Below are 16,857 nucleotides of genomic sequence, written 5' to 3'. Positions count from 1 at the left end.
CGCAGCCATCAACTCTTCTCGCCGGAAAGGAGCGTGGAGAGCTGACAAAAAGCTGTCAGTGTACACCCTTTTAAATCTCCTAGTAATTTCCATTTTATTACTAGGCTAGTTTCTTACGGCCTTTTTCAGGAAAAATGGGACTTAATAATTTAATACCTGATTAATTGTCAATTGACATACCACCGCAGGACTTATAGGGCTTGCAGAAAATTAATGCATTAAGTTACCAGCACTATTAACTTAGTAAATTACCTGCAAGCTCATTCGATTTAGAATATCTGCCTTATATCTACTGAAAGTTTTTTCAAAAGGTCGGTAGTTGTCTGCTTAATTATATTTATGCAGGATGGGATCGTATCATCCGTCTTTCTTTTTATTTTTTACTAAGGTAAAAAAAACTGCCCTCCCCAATAAACAAAAATGGTTTTAAGAGAGTCCTTTTTCCTGCTAATGTTTTTTCTTTTTTTGTTCCACATTTTTAATAGTGTCTCCATTGGTGAGGCGAAAGAGCCGGCTTTTCGGTTCGTAAATTTTCTGGGATGGCCATAATCCGTGATGGCCTGAGAAAATAAAAGCAGTTATACACGCAACAAAAAAATATTCTATTCCTTTTCCATCGAACATCTCCACACTTAACAAAAAGGCAGCAACCGGCGTATTGGCACCACCGCAGAAAGCGGTAATTAAACCTAACGCTGCCAGGAAAGACAGCGGGAAATCAAAAAATGGATAGAGAGTATTCCCTAAAGTGGCTCCCATAAAAAAGAGTGGAATCGCCTCCCCTCCAACAAAACCGCTGCCCATTGTTACTGCAGTAAAAACGAGTTTAGCCAGGAAAGCAAAACGAGGCACGTCACTGTCAAAGGACGCTTCAAGCATATCGAGCCCCCTGCCGTTATATTCATATGTACCTGCTGTGAAGGTGAGAAGGACAATAATTAACCCGCCTGCAAATGCTCTTACCATATGATTTTTCTTCGTATACTTTTCTGAAAGAAAATGAATGCCATGCCTGAGCTGACAGTAAAACATACTTAGCAGACTGAAGATAATTGCTAATAACACCACTTTCGCAAATGACATAACCGATAGTTCTGGCAGGGCTTTAATGACAAACTCTTCGTGTTCCACTCCCCAGACATTCTCGGTTACATAATGCCCAATGAAACTGGCTGTGAGGCAAGGGATAAGGGCTTCATATTTCATTTTTCCAATTGCGGACATTTCCATTCCGAAAACAGCGCCAGTAATCGGTGTGCCGAAAGCTGCTCCAAAGCCTGCACTTATGCCGCTCATGAGCAGAATCTTTCTGTCAATCACATTTATTTTGAAAAACCTGATGACTGTTTCGGCTGCGCTCCCTCCCATTTGAATGGCAGCTCCTTCTCTTCCGGTTGAGCCGCCAAAAAATACAGTGATAAAAGTGCCTAAATAAACTAAAGGGCCGAGTCTGCGCAGCACTTTTGTCTTTCCCTGTACGCCTTCTATGACGAGGTTGTTACCTTTATATAAGTCATACCCTGAACTCGGACCTAATTTCATATATAAAAATCCAATCAGCAAGCCTCCAAGTGGAAGAAAAAGAATGAGCCATGAGTTTTGCTCCCTCACGTTACCAAGAGCATCATTCACAGTTAAAAGTAAGGCGGTGGCAGATCCAATCAGCAGACCGATAATCCCTGCCGGTAATACCCATTTGGCGAGGGTTATGAAAAAAGATTTATTCATATAACGTCATCCCGCTTCCTTATTTCAGTTCATCTTCAGGTTCTTCAGCATGGCTGTTGTTCGCTACTTCCGTAAATAGATTAGCTGGTTCAGAGGAGCTGTCAGCAGTTGGGTGACCCGCTATGTCTGGAAAGTGTTCCTTAAGCATGGTGATAAGTATATGTATATCTTCTTTTGTAGCAGTCTGCTTTTCGGGTTTTAGCATATAGCCTAATTGACCATTGGATTCGATAGTAGCCCACTGTAAATCACTAAAATTTTGAATGCCCTGCTGTCTTAACCTCAATTCCAGCATATCTACCGTGAGTCTCAATTTTTTCAGGTTCTTTAAATTAATTTGGCCGTTTTCGATTACTAGGACAGATTTACTGTAAAAAAAATTTTCAAGCGTATCGTTTTTTAATACGATGTACTCAATAAACAAAAGAGTTAATACGAGTATGAATGTAATCAGGAGAGTGATCCAAATATTTCTGTCGCCTACAGGCTGAATAATTAAGGAACCGACGGCGATCATCATAACCGTCTGAGCGACAGTCAATTGGGAAATTGATTTTCTTCCTGCGAGTCGTAAAACCAGCACTCCTCCAAACACAATCAGTACAGCCTTCCAAATAAAATTAAGATCCAATGGTAACCCTCCTTTTACAGTGTCATTTTGATCATTTGATATCTTTTACATGAAAGGGAACAAATATGTACTGCAGGCGAGTGCGACGGTCACCGGGACGTCGCACAGCGAACGTTTCTTTTACATACTGGAAAATTCAAATGCTGAAGAAATTGAAAGTGTCCAGTTGGGCTGCGGAAGAAGATTGGGAGGCAGAAGGAGAAGATGTGGAGGTCGAGGTAATTTTATAACAATAAAAAATGCGGTAAACTGCTGCCGGACCTGAGGATCTTGCACCCCAAATTTAGAAATGCGCTAAAATACGGGGTGCTTTAATTATGTCTAAAATAACTTGGGACAGAGATATTAGAACACGACATTTATATAAATAACCCGTGCCGTTTGTGTACTCAATCTGAAATTACTTTATTGTAATAATCCAGCTCAAGTATGTTAGCAGAAACATTGAACTTATTTGTTATCTCAGCTGATATTTTCTCTGCGTAACCTTCACTGACATCCGCTCCTGGAACAGGTGTAAATGTATTTGTTTCTGAGTTAAACCGCCCTTTGTCTGTTATGAAACTTTTATTTGAAAATATGACAAGGGGGTCAGAATTTGAAAAGATATCTCTTCCTATCATCAGCCTTGAATCAAACTCAAGTCCCATCAGATTAGATAAAGTCGGTATAATATCCAGGCTTGATGCAGGCTTATCGACAGTTACCGGTTCCATCCCGTCTGTATACATGATCAACGGGCTTTTATATAATTCAAAATTCCTTTCTACCGGCTCACCTGCCAGTTCCTCTATCGTCTTCTTTTCCAGTCCATATGGATAATGGTCTGCACTGAGAACAATCAAGGTCTGCTCCGCGATGCCTTCTTCTTTCAGCCGTGATAATAAATAGTCCAAAGCATGGTCCAATTCAACCTGGGTAGCTAAATAAGCTTTTGCCTGTTCTGAAAAAGGGAGGTGTTCAACGTAATGACGGTTTTTATTAGCCTGGTTGTTTCCGCTGAAATTATATTGCATGTGTCCGCTCACGGTCATGTAATACGCATGGAAAGGCTGTGTTTTTATATACTCAGGTACTGTCTTTTGCATCATTTCAAGATCTGACGCCGGCCAAATCTCTTCTACTTCCAGGCCGTTCCCTATCCCTTTGTAGGAATAACCCATATTCGGGTGCGATACATCCCTCCGATAATAGGAATACGTATGATTATGGTAAGCCACTGTTTTGTACCCTCTTTTTTTCAGCTGGTTTCCCATCGCAAAAGGCATGAGGTTGCTTCCTGATTTATAAAAGCTCCATACACCGTTCATAGGCAGAAGACCTGTAGTGGCCACGTACTCTCCATCAGAAGTGCTTACTTCCCAAAGCGGGTTATAAAAATTTGTAAACTTGTACCCTTCATTCACCATTTTATAGAGGGTTGGGGTCACCTCTTTATGAACCGCATAAGGAGAGAAGCCTTCTGCTGTGATAAGGACGAGATTATATCCTTCAAATCTGCCTGTAAATTCATTTTTTCGAGAAGGGGGCACATTGTGAAAGTACCTGTGCATCTGTTTAATATGCTCATCCTCTTCTTCAGCTATCAGTGTTTCGAAATCAATATCCAGCATCTGTAACTCATCTTCTTTTAAACCTTCACCCTCCCCCTCTTCCCGGGCAGGCAGTTCACCGGGAACCTTTACCGCCAATCCGGATGGATAATCACTAACGAGACGCTGCAAGTCCAATCTCATAGCAGTTAATAAACCAAGCTGATCTACAGACCGGACTATTCCTCCCTGTTTGAAATACAGCTCATAAGGTGAATTAGTGTCCTGTCCATTAATATAAATAACAGATATTGCTGAAAAATAAGAAATAATAAAGCTGCATCCTAATACTGTCATCAACCCGCCTTTTAATTTATGAAATGTCATTAACTTTTTTCCATATAAAAACAAAAAAACTGCTGGTGAAAAAAATAATGCGATCCAGGCAAAGTTTCCGAGTCCCAATTCAATAATATCTCTCCAAAATTCTGCTACCTGTAAGACGTTCCCTGTAGAATAAAGGCTGTAAAAAGTCTTAAAAAACTTAAAATATATGAGCTGGGAAGAAAACAGCAATCCTGTCAAAACGAGAAAACCACTAAATATCACGTAATTTATCCGGGCGTTAAATAAACTTGCTAAAGTAAAAATACCGAGAGCTATCGACAAGGAGAATAGAAAGGAAATTGATAACCCGGTGATAGAAAGCGAACCTTCGGAAGCAATCCGGAATATTGACTCATTAATTAATACAGAGATGAACAAAAATAATAGTGAATAAGCTTTGCCTTTGGATACCATACCGGCAAACCCCCAATAACCTTTATTTAAAAACATGTCCACTGAATTATTCTATGTATTTGTAAATAAATTATGATAAATTCAACTCTGTTAAAAAGGAGACATAAAAAACCTGTGTGTCCACAGGCTTAAATTTAAAAGCAGTTATTCTGTTTTCACGTTTATTTCGGAAACCGCGTTAAAACCGTACCCTTTTTTATTCCACAACGCCTTTTCCGGCTGCCGGCGACCTGCTGAATCGACAGCTCTAGCCTGAATCGTATATTCTCCTATTTCCGGAGGTTTCCAGTTAATGTGCCACTTGGTCCACCCATAGGCAGTGGAAGAAGTATTAGTAAGAATTGCTTCACGCCACACCTTCCCTTTATCAAAACTAACCTGAACTTGTTTAATATCTCCTTTACCTGTCCATGCAATCCCTTCTATAATATGCTCTGCGTCCTGCTCAATTACAGAACGGTCCAAAGGTTGCTGTATAATAGAATTAACATTTATAATACTCACTGGGTATGCTTTTAAACTGCTATTTTCATCCGGGTAATAAACATAATCAATCGTTTGGAATGGCCCTTTAAACGTCTCGTCAATAAGTGTAATTGTTTTTAGCCACTTTACTGAAGCCATTCCATACCAACCTGGAACAATAAGCCGTAAAGGGAAACCATGTTTAAAAGGAATTGGTTTACCATTATATTTGTACGCAATCAGAGTATCAGGATGTAAAGCTTTTTGTAGCGGAAGGCTTCGGGCAAAGGGCACAACTTCATTTATGTCTGTCCTTCTTCCAGTATCATACCCTTCAAATACAACTTCTCTTACATCCGGGTCAACTCCAGTCACAGCCAACAAAGTATTTAAAGGAATCCCTTGCCATTCCCCTTGACTTATTGCCCCATCTTCCCATTGCTCTCCATATACCTTCGGTTTGAACTTAGACCTTTTATTACCCGCACATTCCAGAACCATCTTAAGCTTTCTCGAAGGCATTCGCTGTAACTCATCATAGTGAAAATTAACTGACTTGGTCACTTTTCCTTTTACCTGTAACTGATAGCTGTTCTGTCCAGGAACTGGGTAAAAAAAATGATTTCTTTTAAAAAAATACTCTTCGGGAATGGCAGGTTGGCGCAGAAAATGAATAGGAGTTTCCTGATTTTCCGGATGAAGGCTTCGGGTAATTAAATAAGGGTTCACGCGATAGGGCATACAAGTTCCTCCTGTAAAAGAATCAGCTGAATACTTTAGAATATATTTCAAGCAAGTAAATTTATTCAAAAAATAATATTGGAAAATTACCGGCTCTTCCCTATCCCCGCGAGCTGTTTATGATGAAGACAGCTGGTGGCGAAAAGACACGTTAATAAAAAAAGTTCCCCAGTATAAAGGGAACCTTAAATTATACATAAGTGTTGTTATTGTACCAGTCATTATAACTTCCACTTCCATCACAGCCCTCGCACTCAAAGTAATCAGGTGAAATATAAAACTCGCTCACGGGTATATTAAAACCTTTCCCATGGCAGTCAGGACACATGCCTTGCTCCTTCATTTGGTTTAAAAGCTTTTCCTGCCTGTTAGCATTCCAATTGGATATTGCTTGAAATAAGCCCATTTTCCATCACCTCATACCTTTTTAAACTAGTATCTGGTAAGAAGAGATGAATTTATTCACAGAGCAAAGCATTCCTTCAGGAAACATGATACTCACCTATTTTTAGGCGATTGCATATATTGGCTCTTGAGAAGGAGGATTGAGAGTTATGCAGCACACTAATCACCCTATGGGATATGAAGATCAGGCTCACAGCGAACATCACCAGCAGCATATGCAGGAAATGTGCCAGCAATACCACTTGTATTTTATTCAGCTTCAAATGATGGATGGCAGTATAGCCGAAGGTATTATTGAAGATGCAGACCATGAAGGAGTAACATTACTGATGCCTGAGGACGATGGACATATGGAAGGTTCGCGCCAATTTGGGGCAGGAGCATTTGGAGGGGGGCCATACGGTTTTGGGCCTGGTCCAGGTTATGGACCTGGTTTGGGTTATGGGATTCCGCGCAGATTCAGAAGGTTCCGTAGAAGAAGATTCCCTTATTTCGGACTAAGAACTTTATTTTTCCCCTTTTTCTTTTAAATGAACGAGAGCTGCCCTGTCTTTACAATAAAGACAGGGCAGCTCATTTCGAGGTATTTAGCAGAGCATTCTTTCTATATCCGCTTAAATTAGATCTTCAGCCTTAACCCCTGTGGCGCTGCCTTTTGTACTTCAATTAAAAAAGCTCGGGCTATTGAATAACTGGTAAGACTAAAAGTAACACATCTTATAAAATGTCTAAAATATAATTGTTCGTCTTTTTTACAAACTTGCCTTTAGTTCTGTCCCAGCCTCAGATAAATCCGGATTAATTAGTTATAATTAAAGCGATCTTTCCTAATTGTTTTGCTTCATTCAAGCGCTCTAAAGCATGCCTGGTATCCTTTAGTGGATAACTTGTATCCATTACCGGTTTAATATTATTTTTACTAATAAATTTCAGCATGTCCTGATATTCGTCTCTGCTTCCCATCGTGCTTCCAAGCATATTATACTGTCCGTAAAAGAAGCTTCTCAGATCCAGTTTAATCTCGTCGCCCGCAGAAGCACCAAAAGTCACCAGCGTGCCTCCTTTACGCAACTGGTTAAGAGACTTGTCAAATGTAGCTGCCCCTACTGTTTCTATTACAATATCGGCTTGTTCATCGTTTAACGCTTCATTCCAGTCTCCTTCACTGTCAATAGCCTCGTCTGCCCCAAGTTCAATCGCCTTTCTCCTTTTTTCTTCTGAGCGTGAGGTAACAATCACTCTGGCTCCAGCAGCCTTTGCAAAGAGAAGTAAAAACGTCACGGCTCCGCTGCCTACACCCGGAAGCAGAACAGTATCGCCGCGATTAACCTGTGCTCTTGTAAAGAGTGCTCTGTAAGCTGTCAGAGCGGCTAAAGAAAAGACCCCTGCTTCTTCCCACTTTAAATGTACCGGTTTTAGCTCTACATTATCCTCAGGAAGAGTTATTTTCTCAGCAAAGGTCCCATGCCCCGGCAGTCCGACTATACCGAAATTTTCAGGGGGAGCCTCACTCCTGTCCATCCAACCAAGGCTCGGATTAATTACAACTTCGTCTCCTGGCGAAACACGAGTCACACCGTCTCCTACTGATTCAACAACTCCAGCACCATCTGACCCTATAATCAGGGGCGGGTCAGATTCCTTATGTCTCTCAAGTACGAATAGATCCCTGTGGTTGAGTCCGGCTGTTTTTAAACTGATTTTCACTTCTCCTTGCTTTGGTTCAGTTTCTTCCATATCTCTGTATCGAGTGCCTTCAAGCCCTTTTTTCCCTTTATGAACAAACGCTTTCATATTGTGCCTCCTTAAATCTGTTGGCGATATTTTGTGCTTTTTTTCTGTAAAACCAATTATACTTAAGACAAGGATTTCTTTCAAAAATTACAGAGGTGACATGTAATGAAAATTGAAGCTGGCGACCTCCCCGTCAATGAGCGGGAGACTTTTTACTATCTTAAAAATCTTCCTAAAAATGAAAAACAGACGTTATGGATTTTAATTAGAAAATCCAATAAAGATCATATATGTGTTATAGAGCATATCACCCCTGCAATCAGGTCACTTATAGCTAAGAAACTTATCTCTGTTAATAGAAGTTTCAGGCATTCATCCAAAACCAGTTTATTTATCCTGAGGCAAACCCCTCACTTAATGAAAAAATTACAGGAATTAGGCCAGGAGTATTAATACTGAGAACAACGTTTAAAGTGTTCAAAATCTGGAAATAGGATGGATGTAAGCTATTCACTCAAATATAGTGCATGGCAATGCCAAACAAAAACAACTTTAGTTTTAAAGGAGGCTTTAACTCATGCCATTATTAGAAATAAGTGTCGTTCCTGTTGGAACAGAATCTGAAAGCTTTAACAGTGATGTAGAGAAAGCAGTCTCAGTCATTGAGCAAAACGGTTTAAATTATCAAGTCACACCGACATCAACAATTATTGAAGGCGAACTGGACAAACTGATGGATGTGGCCCAGGTGATTCATTTAAATGAAATTGAGAATCAGGCTAAGCGTGTGGTCACTACGATCAAAATTGATGACCGGGTTGACAAACCGATCAGCCTGGACAGACAGGTTGACAGAGTATCAAATTCCGATAAATAAACGATATAAACTTAATCTTGGCTGTTTTGCAGGCTATGAAGCCTGTAAAACAGTTTTTTTTCGTTTTTTAAAAGTAATGTTCTCTTTTCAATTCATGCAAACTCCTATAACGTTATATACATAATTAAATCTTCATATGGAGGTGACGTAAGTGTTTGAATTAGAAGGAATACATATAATAATGGCCGTGATCAGCGCTGTCTTGATTGGTCTATCAAAAACAGGGCTCCCAGCATTGGGAATCCTTGTGGTTGCAGTGATGGCCTCTATCTTTCCCGCCCGGGAATCTATAGGCATCGTTCTCCCGCTCCTTATCACAGCAGATATAATTGCTGTAATCTATTACCGGAAGAGTGTGAACTGGAAGACTCTTTTCTCTTTGATTCCCTGGGTGCTCGGAGGACTCGCAGCCGGCTTTATATTTTTGTATTTTTTTACTTCCAGCAGACCTGTGGAAGTCGTTCTTGGAATTATTATAGTATTAATGATCTGTCTCCAGTTTTTTAAAGAAAAGCAAGGTGCTCCTCTGCCCGGCATGCTGCCGGCTTCTATATGGTTTATTGCCGTTATGGGAACGTTGGCTGGTTTTACAACTATGGTCGGAAATGCGGCCGGACCTGTAATGTCTATTTTTCTGATTGCTCTTTCACTTCCCAAAAAAGAGTTTATAGGCACAGGCGCATGGTTTTTTCTATCGGTTAATCTTATTAAAGTTCCTATGTACGGGAGCTTAGGCCTCATTACTACGCAAACACTCATTATAAACATGTGGCTCGTCCCTGCTATATTAACCGGCACTTATCTCGGGATAAAATTCCTTCCTTTCATTCCTCAGAAGAAGTTTAATATGATTATTCTAATCCTTTCCTTGGCAGGAGGAATAATGCTGTTAATTGGCTGAAGCACAGGTTAAATTGCAATTTCTTTTATAAGGAGAGCCTTCTTCCGCTCCCCTTACGATCTCCGTATGTGTTATTCAAATAAACCGATCATAGGGGCTGCCCTCAAAGTTAGACTTCCAGGGCAGCCCCGTTAATAGATGACCTTATTGTTTTATACTATTCATAACGGCTGACTTACGGCAGTCTTGTCGCCCCCATTAAATATTTATCACATTCACGGGCTGCGCCTCTTCCTTCATTTATTGCCCATACAATTAAACTCTGGCCGCGGCGCATATCGCCTGCGGCAAATATGCCGTCCACATTTGTGGCGAATTTGTTATATTCTGCCTTAACAGTTGTTCTGTCTTCTGTTTCTACCCCAAGCTCCTGGACCATTTCCTGTTCAGGTCCTGCAAAACCAATTGCCAGAAGAACGAGGTCTGCCGGCCACACTCTTTCGGTTCCAGGAATCTCTTTACGGATTTTATGGCCGTTTTCATCAAAGGTTGTTTCCACATCGATCGTATGGACTTCTTTTACATGTCCATTTTTGTCACCTGTAAATTTCTTTGTCATAACAGCATACGCTCGCGGGTCTTTGCCAAAAACTGCCTCTGCTTCCTTCTGGCCGTATTCCACCCTATGAATGACCGGCCATTGGGGCCAAGGATTCGCCACTTCGTCCCGGACGGCTCCTTTTTTAGTATAGATGTCAAATTGAGTCAGACTTTTGCACCCATGTCTCAATGAAGTGGATAAACAGTCCGTACCGGTATCTCCTCCGCCGATGACAATGACATCTTTGCCTTCAGCCGAAATGTAGTTTCCGTCTTCATGATTTGAATCAAGAAGGCTTTTCGTATTTGAATGAAGAAAATCCATTGCATAATGAATCCCTTTCAGTTCTCTTCCATCTGCAGGAATATTACGGTGAACGGTCGCCCCTCCGCAAAGGATGGCGGCGTCAAAACTGTTTTCCAACTCAGACGAAGGCAAATCTTTACCCACTTCAGTGTTTGTTACAAACTCTATTCCTTCTTCTTTCAAAATATTGACGCGTCGTTCAACTACACTGTATGGGAGTTTCATTTCAGGAATTCCGTAAGTGAGCAGTCCGCCAATTCGGTCATGCCGCTCATACACAGTTACCGAGTGTCCTGCTTTGTTCAGCTGGTCCGCCGCTGCAAGCCCTGCGGGTCCGGAACCCACAACCGCTACTTTCTTTCCTGTTCGTTTTTCAGGAGGGTCAGGTACGACCCAGCCTTCTTCAAATCCTTTTTCTATAATAGACCTTTCCACCGTTCGTATAGCAACAGGCGGTTCATTAATACCTAATACACAGGCTCCTTCGCAAGGAGCCGGGCAAGCCATGCCCGTAAATTCAGGGAAGTTATTCTTCTCATGTTCTTTCTTCAAGGCTTCTTTCCATTTTCCCCGGTAAACAAGGTCATTCCATTCGGGGATCAGGTGGTAGACAGGACAGCCTGTGGTAGCCCCTTCGATTTCCATTCCGGTATGGCAAGTAGGGACGCCGCAATCCATGCAGCGTGCCCCTTGTTTTTTCAGTTCCTCTTCTGATAAAGGCTCTGTATAATCCTCCCAATCCTTCGTTCTTTCAGAAGGGTTTCTTTCGTGTTGTGACTGACGATCATATTCCATAAAACCAGTCGTTTTTCCCATAGCAGATACCCTCCCTTTTTTAATTTTTCAGTGCTTCCACATTAATTTTGCTTTCTTCAAATGCCTGCATTTCAGCTTCATGTTGGTCATTGCCTTCATTTAATAATTCCTGAATACGATTCTGGATCTTACGGTAATCTTTCGGAATAACTTTCACAAATTTAGGAACCATTTCTTCCCAGTTTCTTAGAATACGCTTGGCATTATCACTATACGTGTGTTCAATGTGCGTCTTAATCGTTTTATATAACTCATCAATTTCATCTTGATCTGTCAGCTGCTCCAGATGTACTAAGTCCTGGTTGCATTTTGATTCAAATGACGATTCGTCAGACTCATGGAGAACATAAGCAACACCTCCGGACATACCTGCGGCAAAGTTTCGCCCGGTAGGACCAAGGACAATGACTTTTCCTCCTGTCATATACTCACAGCCATGGTCGCCAACACCTTCTACGAGAACTTTAGCTCCACTGTTCCGGACACAGAAACGTTCTCCGGCCATGCCGTTTATATAGGCTTCACCACCGGAAGCACCGTAGAAACACACATTTCCAACTACTATATTTTCTTCAGGCTTAAATGTACGCTTTCTTGAAGGCCGAACGATAATTTTGCCGCCCGATAACCCTTTTCCTACATAATCGTTTGCATCACCGACCAGCTTTAACGACATTCCTTTCGGTATAAAAGCTCCAAAACTCTGACCCGCGGAGCCTTTAAAAGTTAAACGGATTGTATCTTCCGGCAGTCCTTCCAAGCCGTAACGTTTTGTTATTTCACTGCCGAGGATGGTTCCAGTTACACGATTAATATTCCGAATGGATAATGTCTCTTTAACAGGGATTTTTGCTTCAAGGGCATCTCCACACATTGGCACCAGTTCCTGCATATCAAGTGAACTTTCCAATCCATGATCCTGTTCTTTTGAAGCATAAAGTGTCGTATTTCCAGAGACATGCGGCTGGTGAAGGAGAGCGGATACATCGACACCTTTTGCTTTCCAATGATCAATTGCCTCATTCGTTTCAAGAATATCCGTACGTCCAACCATTTCATTTATGGTACGGAACCCTAACTCAGCCATTAGTTCTCTAACTTCCTGGGCGATAAATAACATAAAGTTTTCAACATGGTCAGCCTTACCAGGGAATTTTTTCCTCAATTCCGGATTCTGTGTCGCTACACCGACAGGGCACGTATCCAAATGGCAGACCCGCATCATGACACACCCTAATACAACTAATGGTGCTGTAGAGAAGCCGTATTCTTCAGCGCCCAGTAAAGTAGCAACAATAACATCTCTACCGGTCATCATCTTACCGTCACTTTCTACTACAATGCGGTCGCGCAGCTTATTAAGCAGAAGCGTTTGATGAGTTTCAGCTAAGCCAATTTCCCATGGCAGCCCGGTATGTTTGAGACTCGTCCTTGGGGCTGCACCTGTCCCGCCGTCATAACCGCTTATTAACACAAGATCTGCCCGGCCTTTTGCTACCCCGGCTGCAATGGTGCCTACCCCTACAGCAGAAACGAGTTTGACACTGATCCGCGCCTGCGGGTTGGCATTTTTCAGGTTGTGAATTAATTCTGCTAAATCCTCAATCGAATAAATATCATGATGAGGAGGGGGCGAGATTAATTCAACACCTGGGGTGGAGCCTCGGACTTCCGCAATCCATGGATAGACTTTCTTGCCAGGGAGATGTCCCCCTTCACCAGGTTTTGCTCCTTGAGCTATCTTAATCTGAATTTCGTCTGAATTTACAAGATAATGGCTGTTAACCCCGAATCTTCCAGAGGCCACTTGTTTGATAGAACTTCTGCGGGAATCGCCGTTTTCGTCAGGTGTAAAACGCTCGATTTTCTCTCCGCCTTCTCCGGTATTGCTGCGTCCGCCTATACGGTTCATCGCCACTGCAAGTGCTTCATGTGCTTCTTCACTAATTGAACCGTAAGACATGGCACCTGTCTTAAACCTTTTGCAAATTTCCTCGATTGATTCCACTTCTTCGATAGGAACCGGCTCTCTTTTCTTAAATTTTACTAAGCCTCTTAGAGACTGTAAGTTGTTTTTTTCATCTGTGAGCAATTTGGAATACTTTTTAAACGACTCATAATTGTTCGTACGACACGCATATTGAAGGAGATGAATGGTTTCAGGATTATACTGATGGTCTTCTCCATTTTCCCTGTATTGAAATTCGTCTCCTGATTCCAGCACTTTCTGAGCTCCGCGATCTTCTCCGAAAGCTGTTTCATGCCTCATTAATGTTTCTTTCTCAATGATATCAAGACCGATTCCGCCAAGTCTTGAAGCAGTTCTCGTAAAGTATTTATCTATGACTTCCTGAGTAATGCCGACTGCTTCAAAAATCTGGGCGCCACGGTAACTTTGAATTGTGGAAATACCCATTTTGGATAACACTTTTATAATTCCGTCAGTGACGGCTTTAATATATTGGTTAACCGCTTCATCCAGTGGCTGATTCTCAACTTCCTCAATGTTGATCAAATGATTAATTGTATCGAAGGCCAGATATGGATTAACAGCTTCCACTCCGTAGCCTAAAAGACTTGCAAAGTGATGGACTTCCCGGGCTTCTCCTGTTTCCAGCAGCAAGCTCACTTTTGTACGCGCGCCGTTTCGGATTAAATGATGGTGCAAGCCTGAAACAGCTAATAACGAAGGAATGGCGGCATGGTCTTTATTTACTCCCCGGTCTGAGAGGATGAGTAACGTAGCGCCTTCCTCAACCTTTTGATCAGCTTCAGTAAAAAGCCTGTCCAGAGCTTTTTCCATTTCGCCAGGACTTCCGCTAACGTCAAACAGCGTAGATAAGGTCGCTGCTTTAAAACCGCTCATATCCTGGTTCCGTAACGTTTCGAGCTGATCGTTTCTTAAAATCGGGGTGTCGAGCCAAATGTGCCTGCAGCTTTCAGGTGCAGGGTTAACCAGGCTTCCTTCTCCTCCGATAGTCGTGCCTATTTGGGTGATCAGTTCTTCTCTGATCGCATCAATCGGCGGGTTGGTCACTTGTGCGAAAAGCTGTTTAAAATAGTTAAATAACAGCTGAGGCTGTTTAGAAAGTACAGCCAGCGGGGAATCATAACCCATAGAACCAACAGGATCTTTTCCGCCTGTAACAAGAGGCTTAATAATCTTATTTAATTCTTCTGTTGTATAACCAAATGCCAGCTGATGGTCAAGAAGCTGTTCTTCATCATTTATTTCTTTAACAGCTCTCTGTTTTGGCAGTTCATCAAGCCGGATCATATGTTCAGAAAGCCATTCTCTGTAAGGCTGTTCATTGGCGATCTGAAGCTTTATCTCTTCATCCGGAATAATCTTGCCTTCTTCCAAGTCGACCAGCAGCATTTTCCCGGGCTTCAGACGGTCTTTATAAAGGACATCATCGGAAAAAATGTCCAAGGCCCCTACTTCTGAACCAAGGACGATCATACCGTCTTTTGTTACGTAATAACGGGCAGGCCTTAAGCCGTTCCTGTCAAGACAGGCTCCAATTTGCCTTCCATCAGTAAATGCGATAGCTGCCGGACCATCCCAGGGTTCCATTAAGGTACTGTGATATTCATAAAAATCCCTTTTATCGGGATGGATGGTTTCATCATTGGCCCAAGGCTCAGGAACCATCATCATTGCCGTATGAGCGAGAGACCTTCCTGATAAGTGGAGAAATTCAAAGGCATTATCAAACATAGAAGAATCACTGCCGTTTTTATCGATGACCGGAAGTATTTTTTCCAGGTCTTCTTCACTGAAATATTCTGAGGCGCACATCTTTTCCCTTGCTTTCATCCAGTTAACGTTCCCGCGGATCGTGTTGAATTCCCCGTTGTGAATCGTATACCTGTTCGGATGAGATCTTTTCCAGCTTGGAAATGTGTTCGTACTGAACCGGGAATGGACAAAGGCCATCGCCGATTTGAAATCCGGATGGTTCAGGTCGATATAAAATGAATCCAGCTGTTCAGGGATAAGCATCCCTTTGTAGACGACTGTTCTGGTAGATAAACTGCTGATATAAAAATCGTTGGTAGCTGTCGTTTTAGAAATCTCAATTTCTGTACGTTTGCGGATGATAAACAATCTTCTTTCAAATTCATCCTGGTCTTTAATATTATCAGAAGGAAGAATAACCACTTGCCTGATATACGGTTTTGTTTTTTTGGCATCTTTACCTACAAATGAATCATTTACAGGCACCGTACGCCAGCCAAGGATTTTCTGTCCCTCTTCTTTAATAATCTTTTCAAATACTTCTTTGCTTTTTTTACGGCTTTTATGGTCTTGGGGAAAGAACACCATTCCTATTCCGTATTCGCCTTCTGGAGGGAGTTCCAAATCTTCTTTGTGAAACTGTTTCTCGAAAAAACGGTGCGGGATCTGAGTAAGAATACCTGCTCCGTCTCCAGTGCTCACATCTGCAGACTGGCCTCCTCTGTGCTCTAAGTTACATAGAATCGTTATCGCGTTTTGAACGATATCATGAGATTTCGTCCCGTCAATATGAGCGATTAAACCTATACCGCATGCTTCATGCTCGTTTTCCGGATGATATAACCCTTGCGGTGATGGTATTCTTGGATGTGTCATGACAGCGTTCCTCCTTAAATAAAATCTATCAAATTACTTGGTAAAATAATCTACCAGACTTTCATATTTAAAACAAGTCTTTTATGTTTTAAATATTTTGATAAGTGTAACATGAAAAAATATTTTATACTAATTCCAACTGTCAGAAAAGTATTGCAAATTCGGTATACAATCAAATATCATGAATATTGTTGATAATTGGTGCTTATTGTTGCTTTTTTAGCAGTATAGTCAATTTATTGTTTAATTTCATCTTTGAAGGGTGTGTATTTAGTGGATTTACTTATTTGGATTCTTATTGCATTTCTATTTATTTTAAGTTTTGCGGGGCTTATTTATCCTGTTATTCCAGCTGTATTATTAATATGGGCAGGAGTCGCTCTCAGTCATTTTTTTCTTGAAGCATCTGTCTCGTGGTGGACATGGAGCTCTTTAGTCTTGCTGACAGTTATTATCTTTGCAGCTGATTATGCGGCTAATATGTACTTTGTGAAAAAGTACGGGTCGTCAAAAAAAGGAATGACTGCAGCTACGATTGGCATTATAATCGGCAGCTTCATCATTCCTCCGCTCGGTATTATAGTTGTTCCTTTTTTACTTGTTTTTGCTGCTGAGTATCTGCAAAACAAGTCATTCAGCTTGTCGGTTAAAAGCGCGCTCGGTACACTGCTTGGCTTTTTAACAAGTACACTGGCAAAAGGCCTGCTTCAGTTGATCATCATTTTAATTTTTTTAGCAGATGTGATATTTTTATAGAGCTC

At 41.5% G+C, this 16,857-nt stretch carries 13 protein-coding genes; 5 read left to right on the top strand and 8 right to left on the bottom strand.

The genetic code is table 11. The annotated features are described in order from the left end of the window. Window positions 1-447: 447 nt before the first annotated feature. The 5 genes from BMW59_RS08750 to BMW59_RS08730 form a co-directional block, all read right to left on the bottom strand. Window positions 448-1,728: a chloride channel protein gene (locus BMW59_RS08750; RefSeq protein WP_093050351.1), complete on the bottom strand. Its 1,281-nt coding sequence runs from the start codon at window positions 1,726-1,728 to the stop codon at window positions 448-450. A 19-nt stretch (window positions 1,729-1,747) separates the two neighbouring features. Beyond that, complete coding sequence (locus tag BMW59_RS08745; RefSeq protein WP_093050348.1) at window positions 1,748-2,359, bottom strand: DUF421 domain-containing protein; 612 nt, start codon at window positions 2,357-2,359, stop codon at window positions 1,748-1,750. Between the two features lie 389 nt (window positions 2,360-2,748). Next, window positions 2,749-4,692: an LTA synthase family protein gene (locus tag BMW59_RS08740; protein WP_177174251.1), complete on the bottom strand. Its 1,944-nt coding sequence runs from the start codon at window positions 4,690-4,692 to the stop codon at window positions 2,749-2,751. A gap of 144 nt (window positions 4,693-4,836) precedes the next feature. Further along, complete coding sequence (locus BMW59_RS08735) at window positions 4,837-5,898, bottom strand: sulfite oxidase (RefSeq protein WP_093050342.1); 1,062 nt, start codon at window positions 5,896-5,898, stop codon at window positions 4,837-4,839. 190 nt (window positions 5,899-6,088) lie between these two features. Next, the gene (locus BMW59_RS08730; protein ID WP_093050339.1) at window positions 6,089-6,304 is read right to left on the bottom strand and encodes a hypothetical protein; all 216 of its coding nucleotides are present in this window, start codon (window positions 6,302-6,304) and stop codon (window positions 6,089-6,091) included. A gap of 148 nt (window positions 6,305-6,452) precedes the next feature. Here BMW59_RS08730 and BMW59_RS08725 point away from each other — a divergent pair, with 148 nt between their 5' ends. After that, complete coding sequence (locus tag BMW59_RS08725) at window positions 6,453-6,833, top strand: hypothetical protein (protein ID WP_093050336.1); 381 nt, start codon at window positions 6,453-6,455, stop codon at window positions 6,831-6,833. Window positions 6,834-7,101: 268 nt separating this feature from the next. Here the strand turns inward: BMW59_RS08725 and BMW59_RS08720 are convergent, their stop codons facing one another. Beyond that, window positions 7,102-8,097: a zinc-binding dehydrogenase gene (locus tag BMW59_RS08720; RefSeq protein ID WP_093050333.1), complete on the bottom strand. Its 996-nt coding sequence runs from the start codon at window positions 8,095-8,097 to the stop codon at window positions 7,102-7,104. Window positions 8,098-8,202: 105 nt separating this feature from the next. Here BMW59_RS08720 and BMW59_RS08715 point away from each other — a divergent pair, with 105 nt between their 5' ends. The 3 genes from BMW59_RS08715 to BMW59_RS08705 all read left to right on the top strand — a co-directional run bounded on the left by BMW59_RS08715 (window position 8,203) and on the right by BMW59_RS08705 (window position 9,815). Next, a complete protein-coding gene (locus BMW59_RS08715; RefSeq protein WP_093050330.1) occupies window positions 8,203-8,490 on the top strand; it encodes a hypothetical protein in 288 nt (95 codons plus the stop codon). A gap of 124 nt (window positions 8,491-8,614) precedes the next feature. Then, window positions 8,615-8,914, top strand: a complete 300-nt coding sequence (locus BMW59_RS08710; protein WP_093050327.1) for an MTH1187 family thiamine-binding protein — start codon at window positions 8,615-8,617, stop codon at window positions 8,912-8,914. A gap of 151 nt (window positions 8,915-9,065) precedes the next feature. Beyond that, entirely contained in the window at window positions 9,066-9,815 is a 750-nt protein-coding gene (locus tag BMW59_RS08705; protein WP_245733013.1) for a sulfite exporter TauE/SafE family protein, read from the top strand. A 175-nt stretch (window positions 9,816-9,990) separates the two neighbouring features. Here the strand turns inward: BMW59_RS08705 and BMW59_RS08700 are convergent, their stop codons facing one another. Further along, window positions 9,991-11,478, bottom strand: a complete 1,488-nt coding sequence (locus BMW59_RS08700) for a glutamate synthase subunit beta (RefSeq protein ID WP_093050324.1) — start codon at window positions 11,476-11,478, stop codon at window positions 9,991-9,993. A gap of 19 nt (window positions 11,479-11,497) precedes the next feature. After that, window positions 11,498-16,096: a glutamate synthase large subunit gene (gene gltB, locus BMW59_RS08695; RefSeq protein ID WP_093050321.1), complete on the bottom strand. Its 4,599-nt coding sequence runs from the start codon at window positions 16,094-16,096 to the stop codon at window positions 11,498-11,500. Window positions 16,097-16,369: 273 nt separating this feature from the next. Here gltB and BMW59_RS08690 point away from each other — a divergent pair, with 273 nt between their 5' ends. Next, window positions 16,370-16,852, top strand: coding sequence for a DUF456 domain-containing protein (locus BMW59_RS08690; RefSeq protein ID WP_093050318.1), 483 nt, complete (start codon window positions 16,370-16,372; stop codon window positions 16,850-16,852). Window positions 16,853-16,857: the final 5 nt, after the last annotated feature.

The sequence above is a fragment of the Salipaludibacillus aurantiacus genome (genome assembly GCF_900111295.1).
Lineage (GTDB): Bacteria > Bacillota > Bacilli > Bacillales > Salisediminibacteriaceae > Salipaludibacillus > Salipaludibacillus aurantiacus.
The sequence above is the reverse complement of the archived record's forward strand: the minus strand, read 5'-3'. Positions and strand labels throughout refer to the sequence as shown.

Bases quoted from the DNA above. Each gene is read 5' to 3' on its own strand.
- gltB (WP_093050321.1), bottom strand. From the start codon at position 16,096: ATGACACATCCAAGAATACCATCACCGCAAGGGTTATATCATCCGGAA.
- BMW59_RS08730 (WP_093050339.1), bottom strand. From the start codon at position 6,304: ATGGGCTTATTTCAAGCAATATCCAATTGGAATGCTAACAGGCAGGAA.
- BMW59_RS08750 (WP_093050351.1), bottom strand. From the start codon at position 1,728: ATGAATAAATCTTTTTTCATAACCCTCGCCAAATGGGTATTACCGGCA.
- BMW59_RS08710 (WP_093050327.1), top strand. From the start codon at position 8,615: ATGCCATTATTAGAAATAAGTGTCGTTCCTGTTGGAACAGAATCTGAA.
- BMW59_RS08740 (WP_177174251.1), bottom strand. From the start codon at position 4,692: ATGGTATCCAAAGGCAAAGCTTATTCACTATTATTTTTGTTCATCTCT.
- BMW59_RS08725 (WP_093050336.1), top strand. From the start codon at position 6,453: ATGCAGCACACTAATCACCCTATGGGATATGAAGATCAGGCTCACAGC.
- BMW59_RS08700 (WP_093050324.1), bottom strand. From the start codon at position 11,478: ATGGGAAAAACGACTGGTTTTATGGAATATGATCGTCAGTCACAACAC.
- BMW59_RS08735 (WP_093050342.1), bottom strand. From the start codon at position 5,898: ATGCCCTATCGCGTGAACCCTTATTTAATTACCCGAAGCCTTCATCCG.
- BMW59_RS08715 (WP_093050330.1), top strand. From the start codon at position 8,203: ATGAAAATTGAAGCTGGCGACCTCCCCGTCAATGAGCGGGAGACTTTT.
- BMW59_RS08720 (WP_093050333.1), bottom strand. From the start codon at position 8,097: ATGAAAGCGTTTGTTCATAAAGGGAAAAAAGGGCTTGAAGGCACTCGA.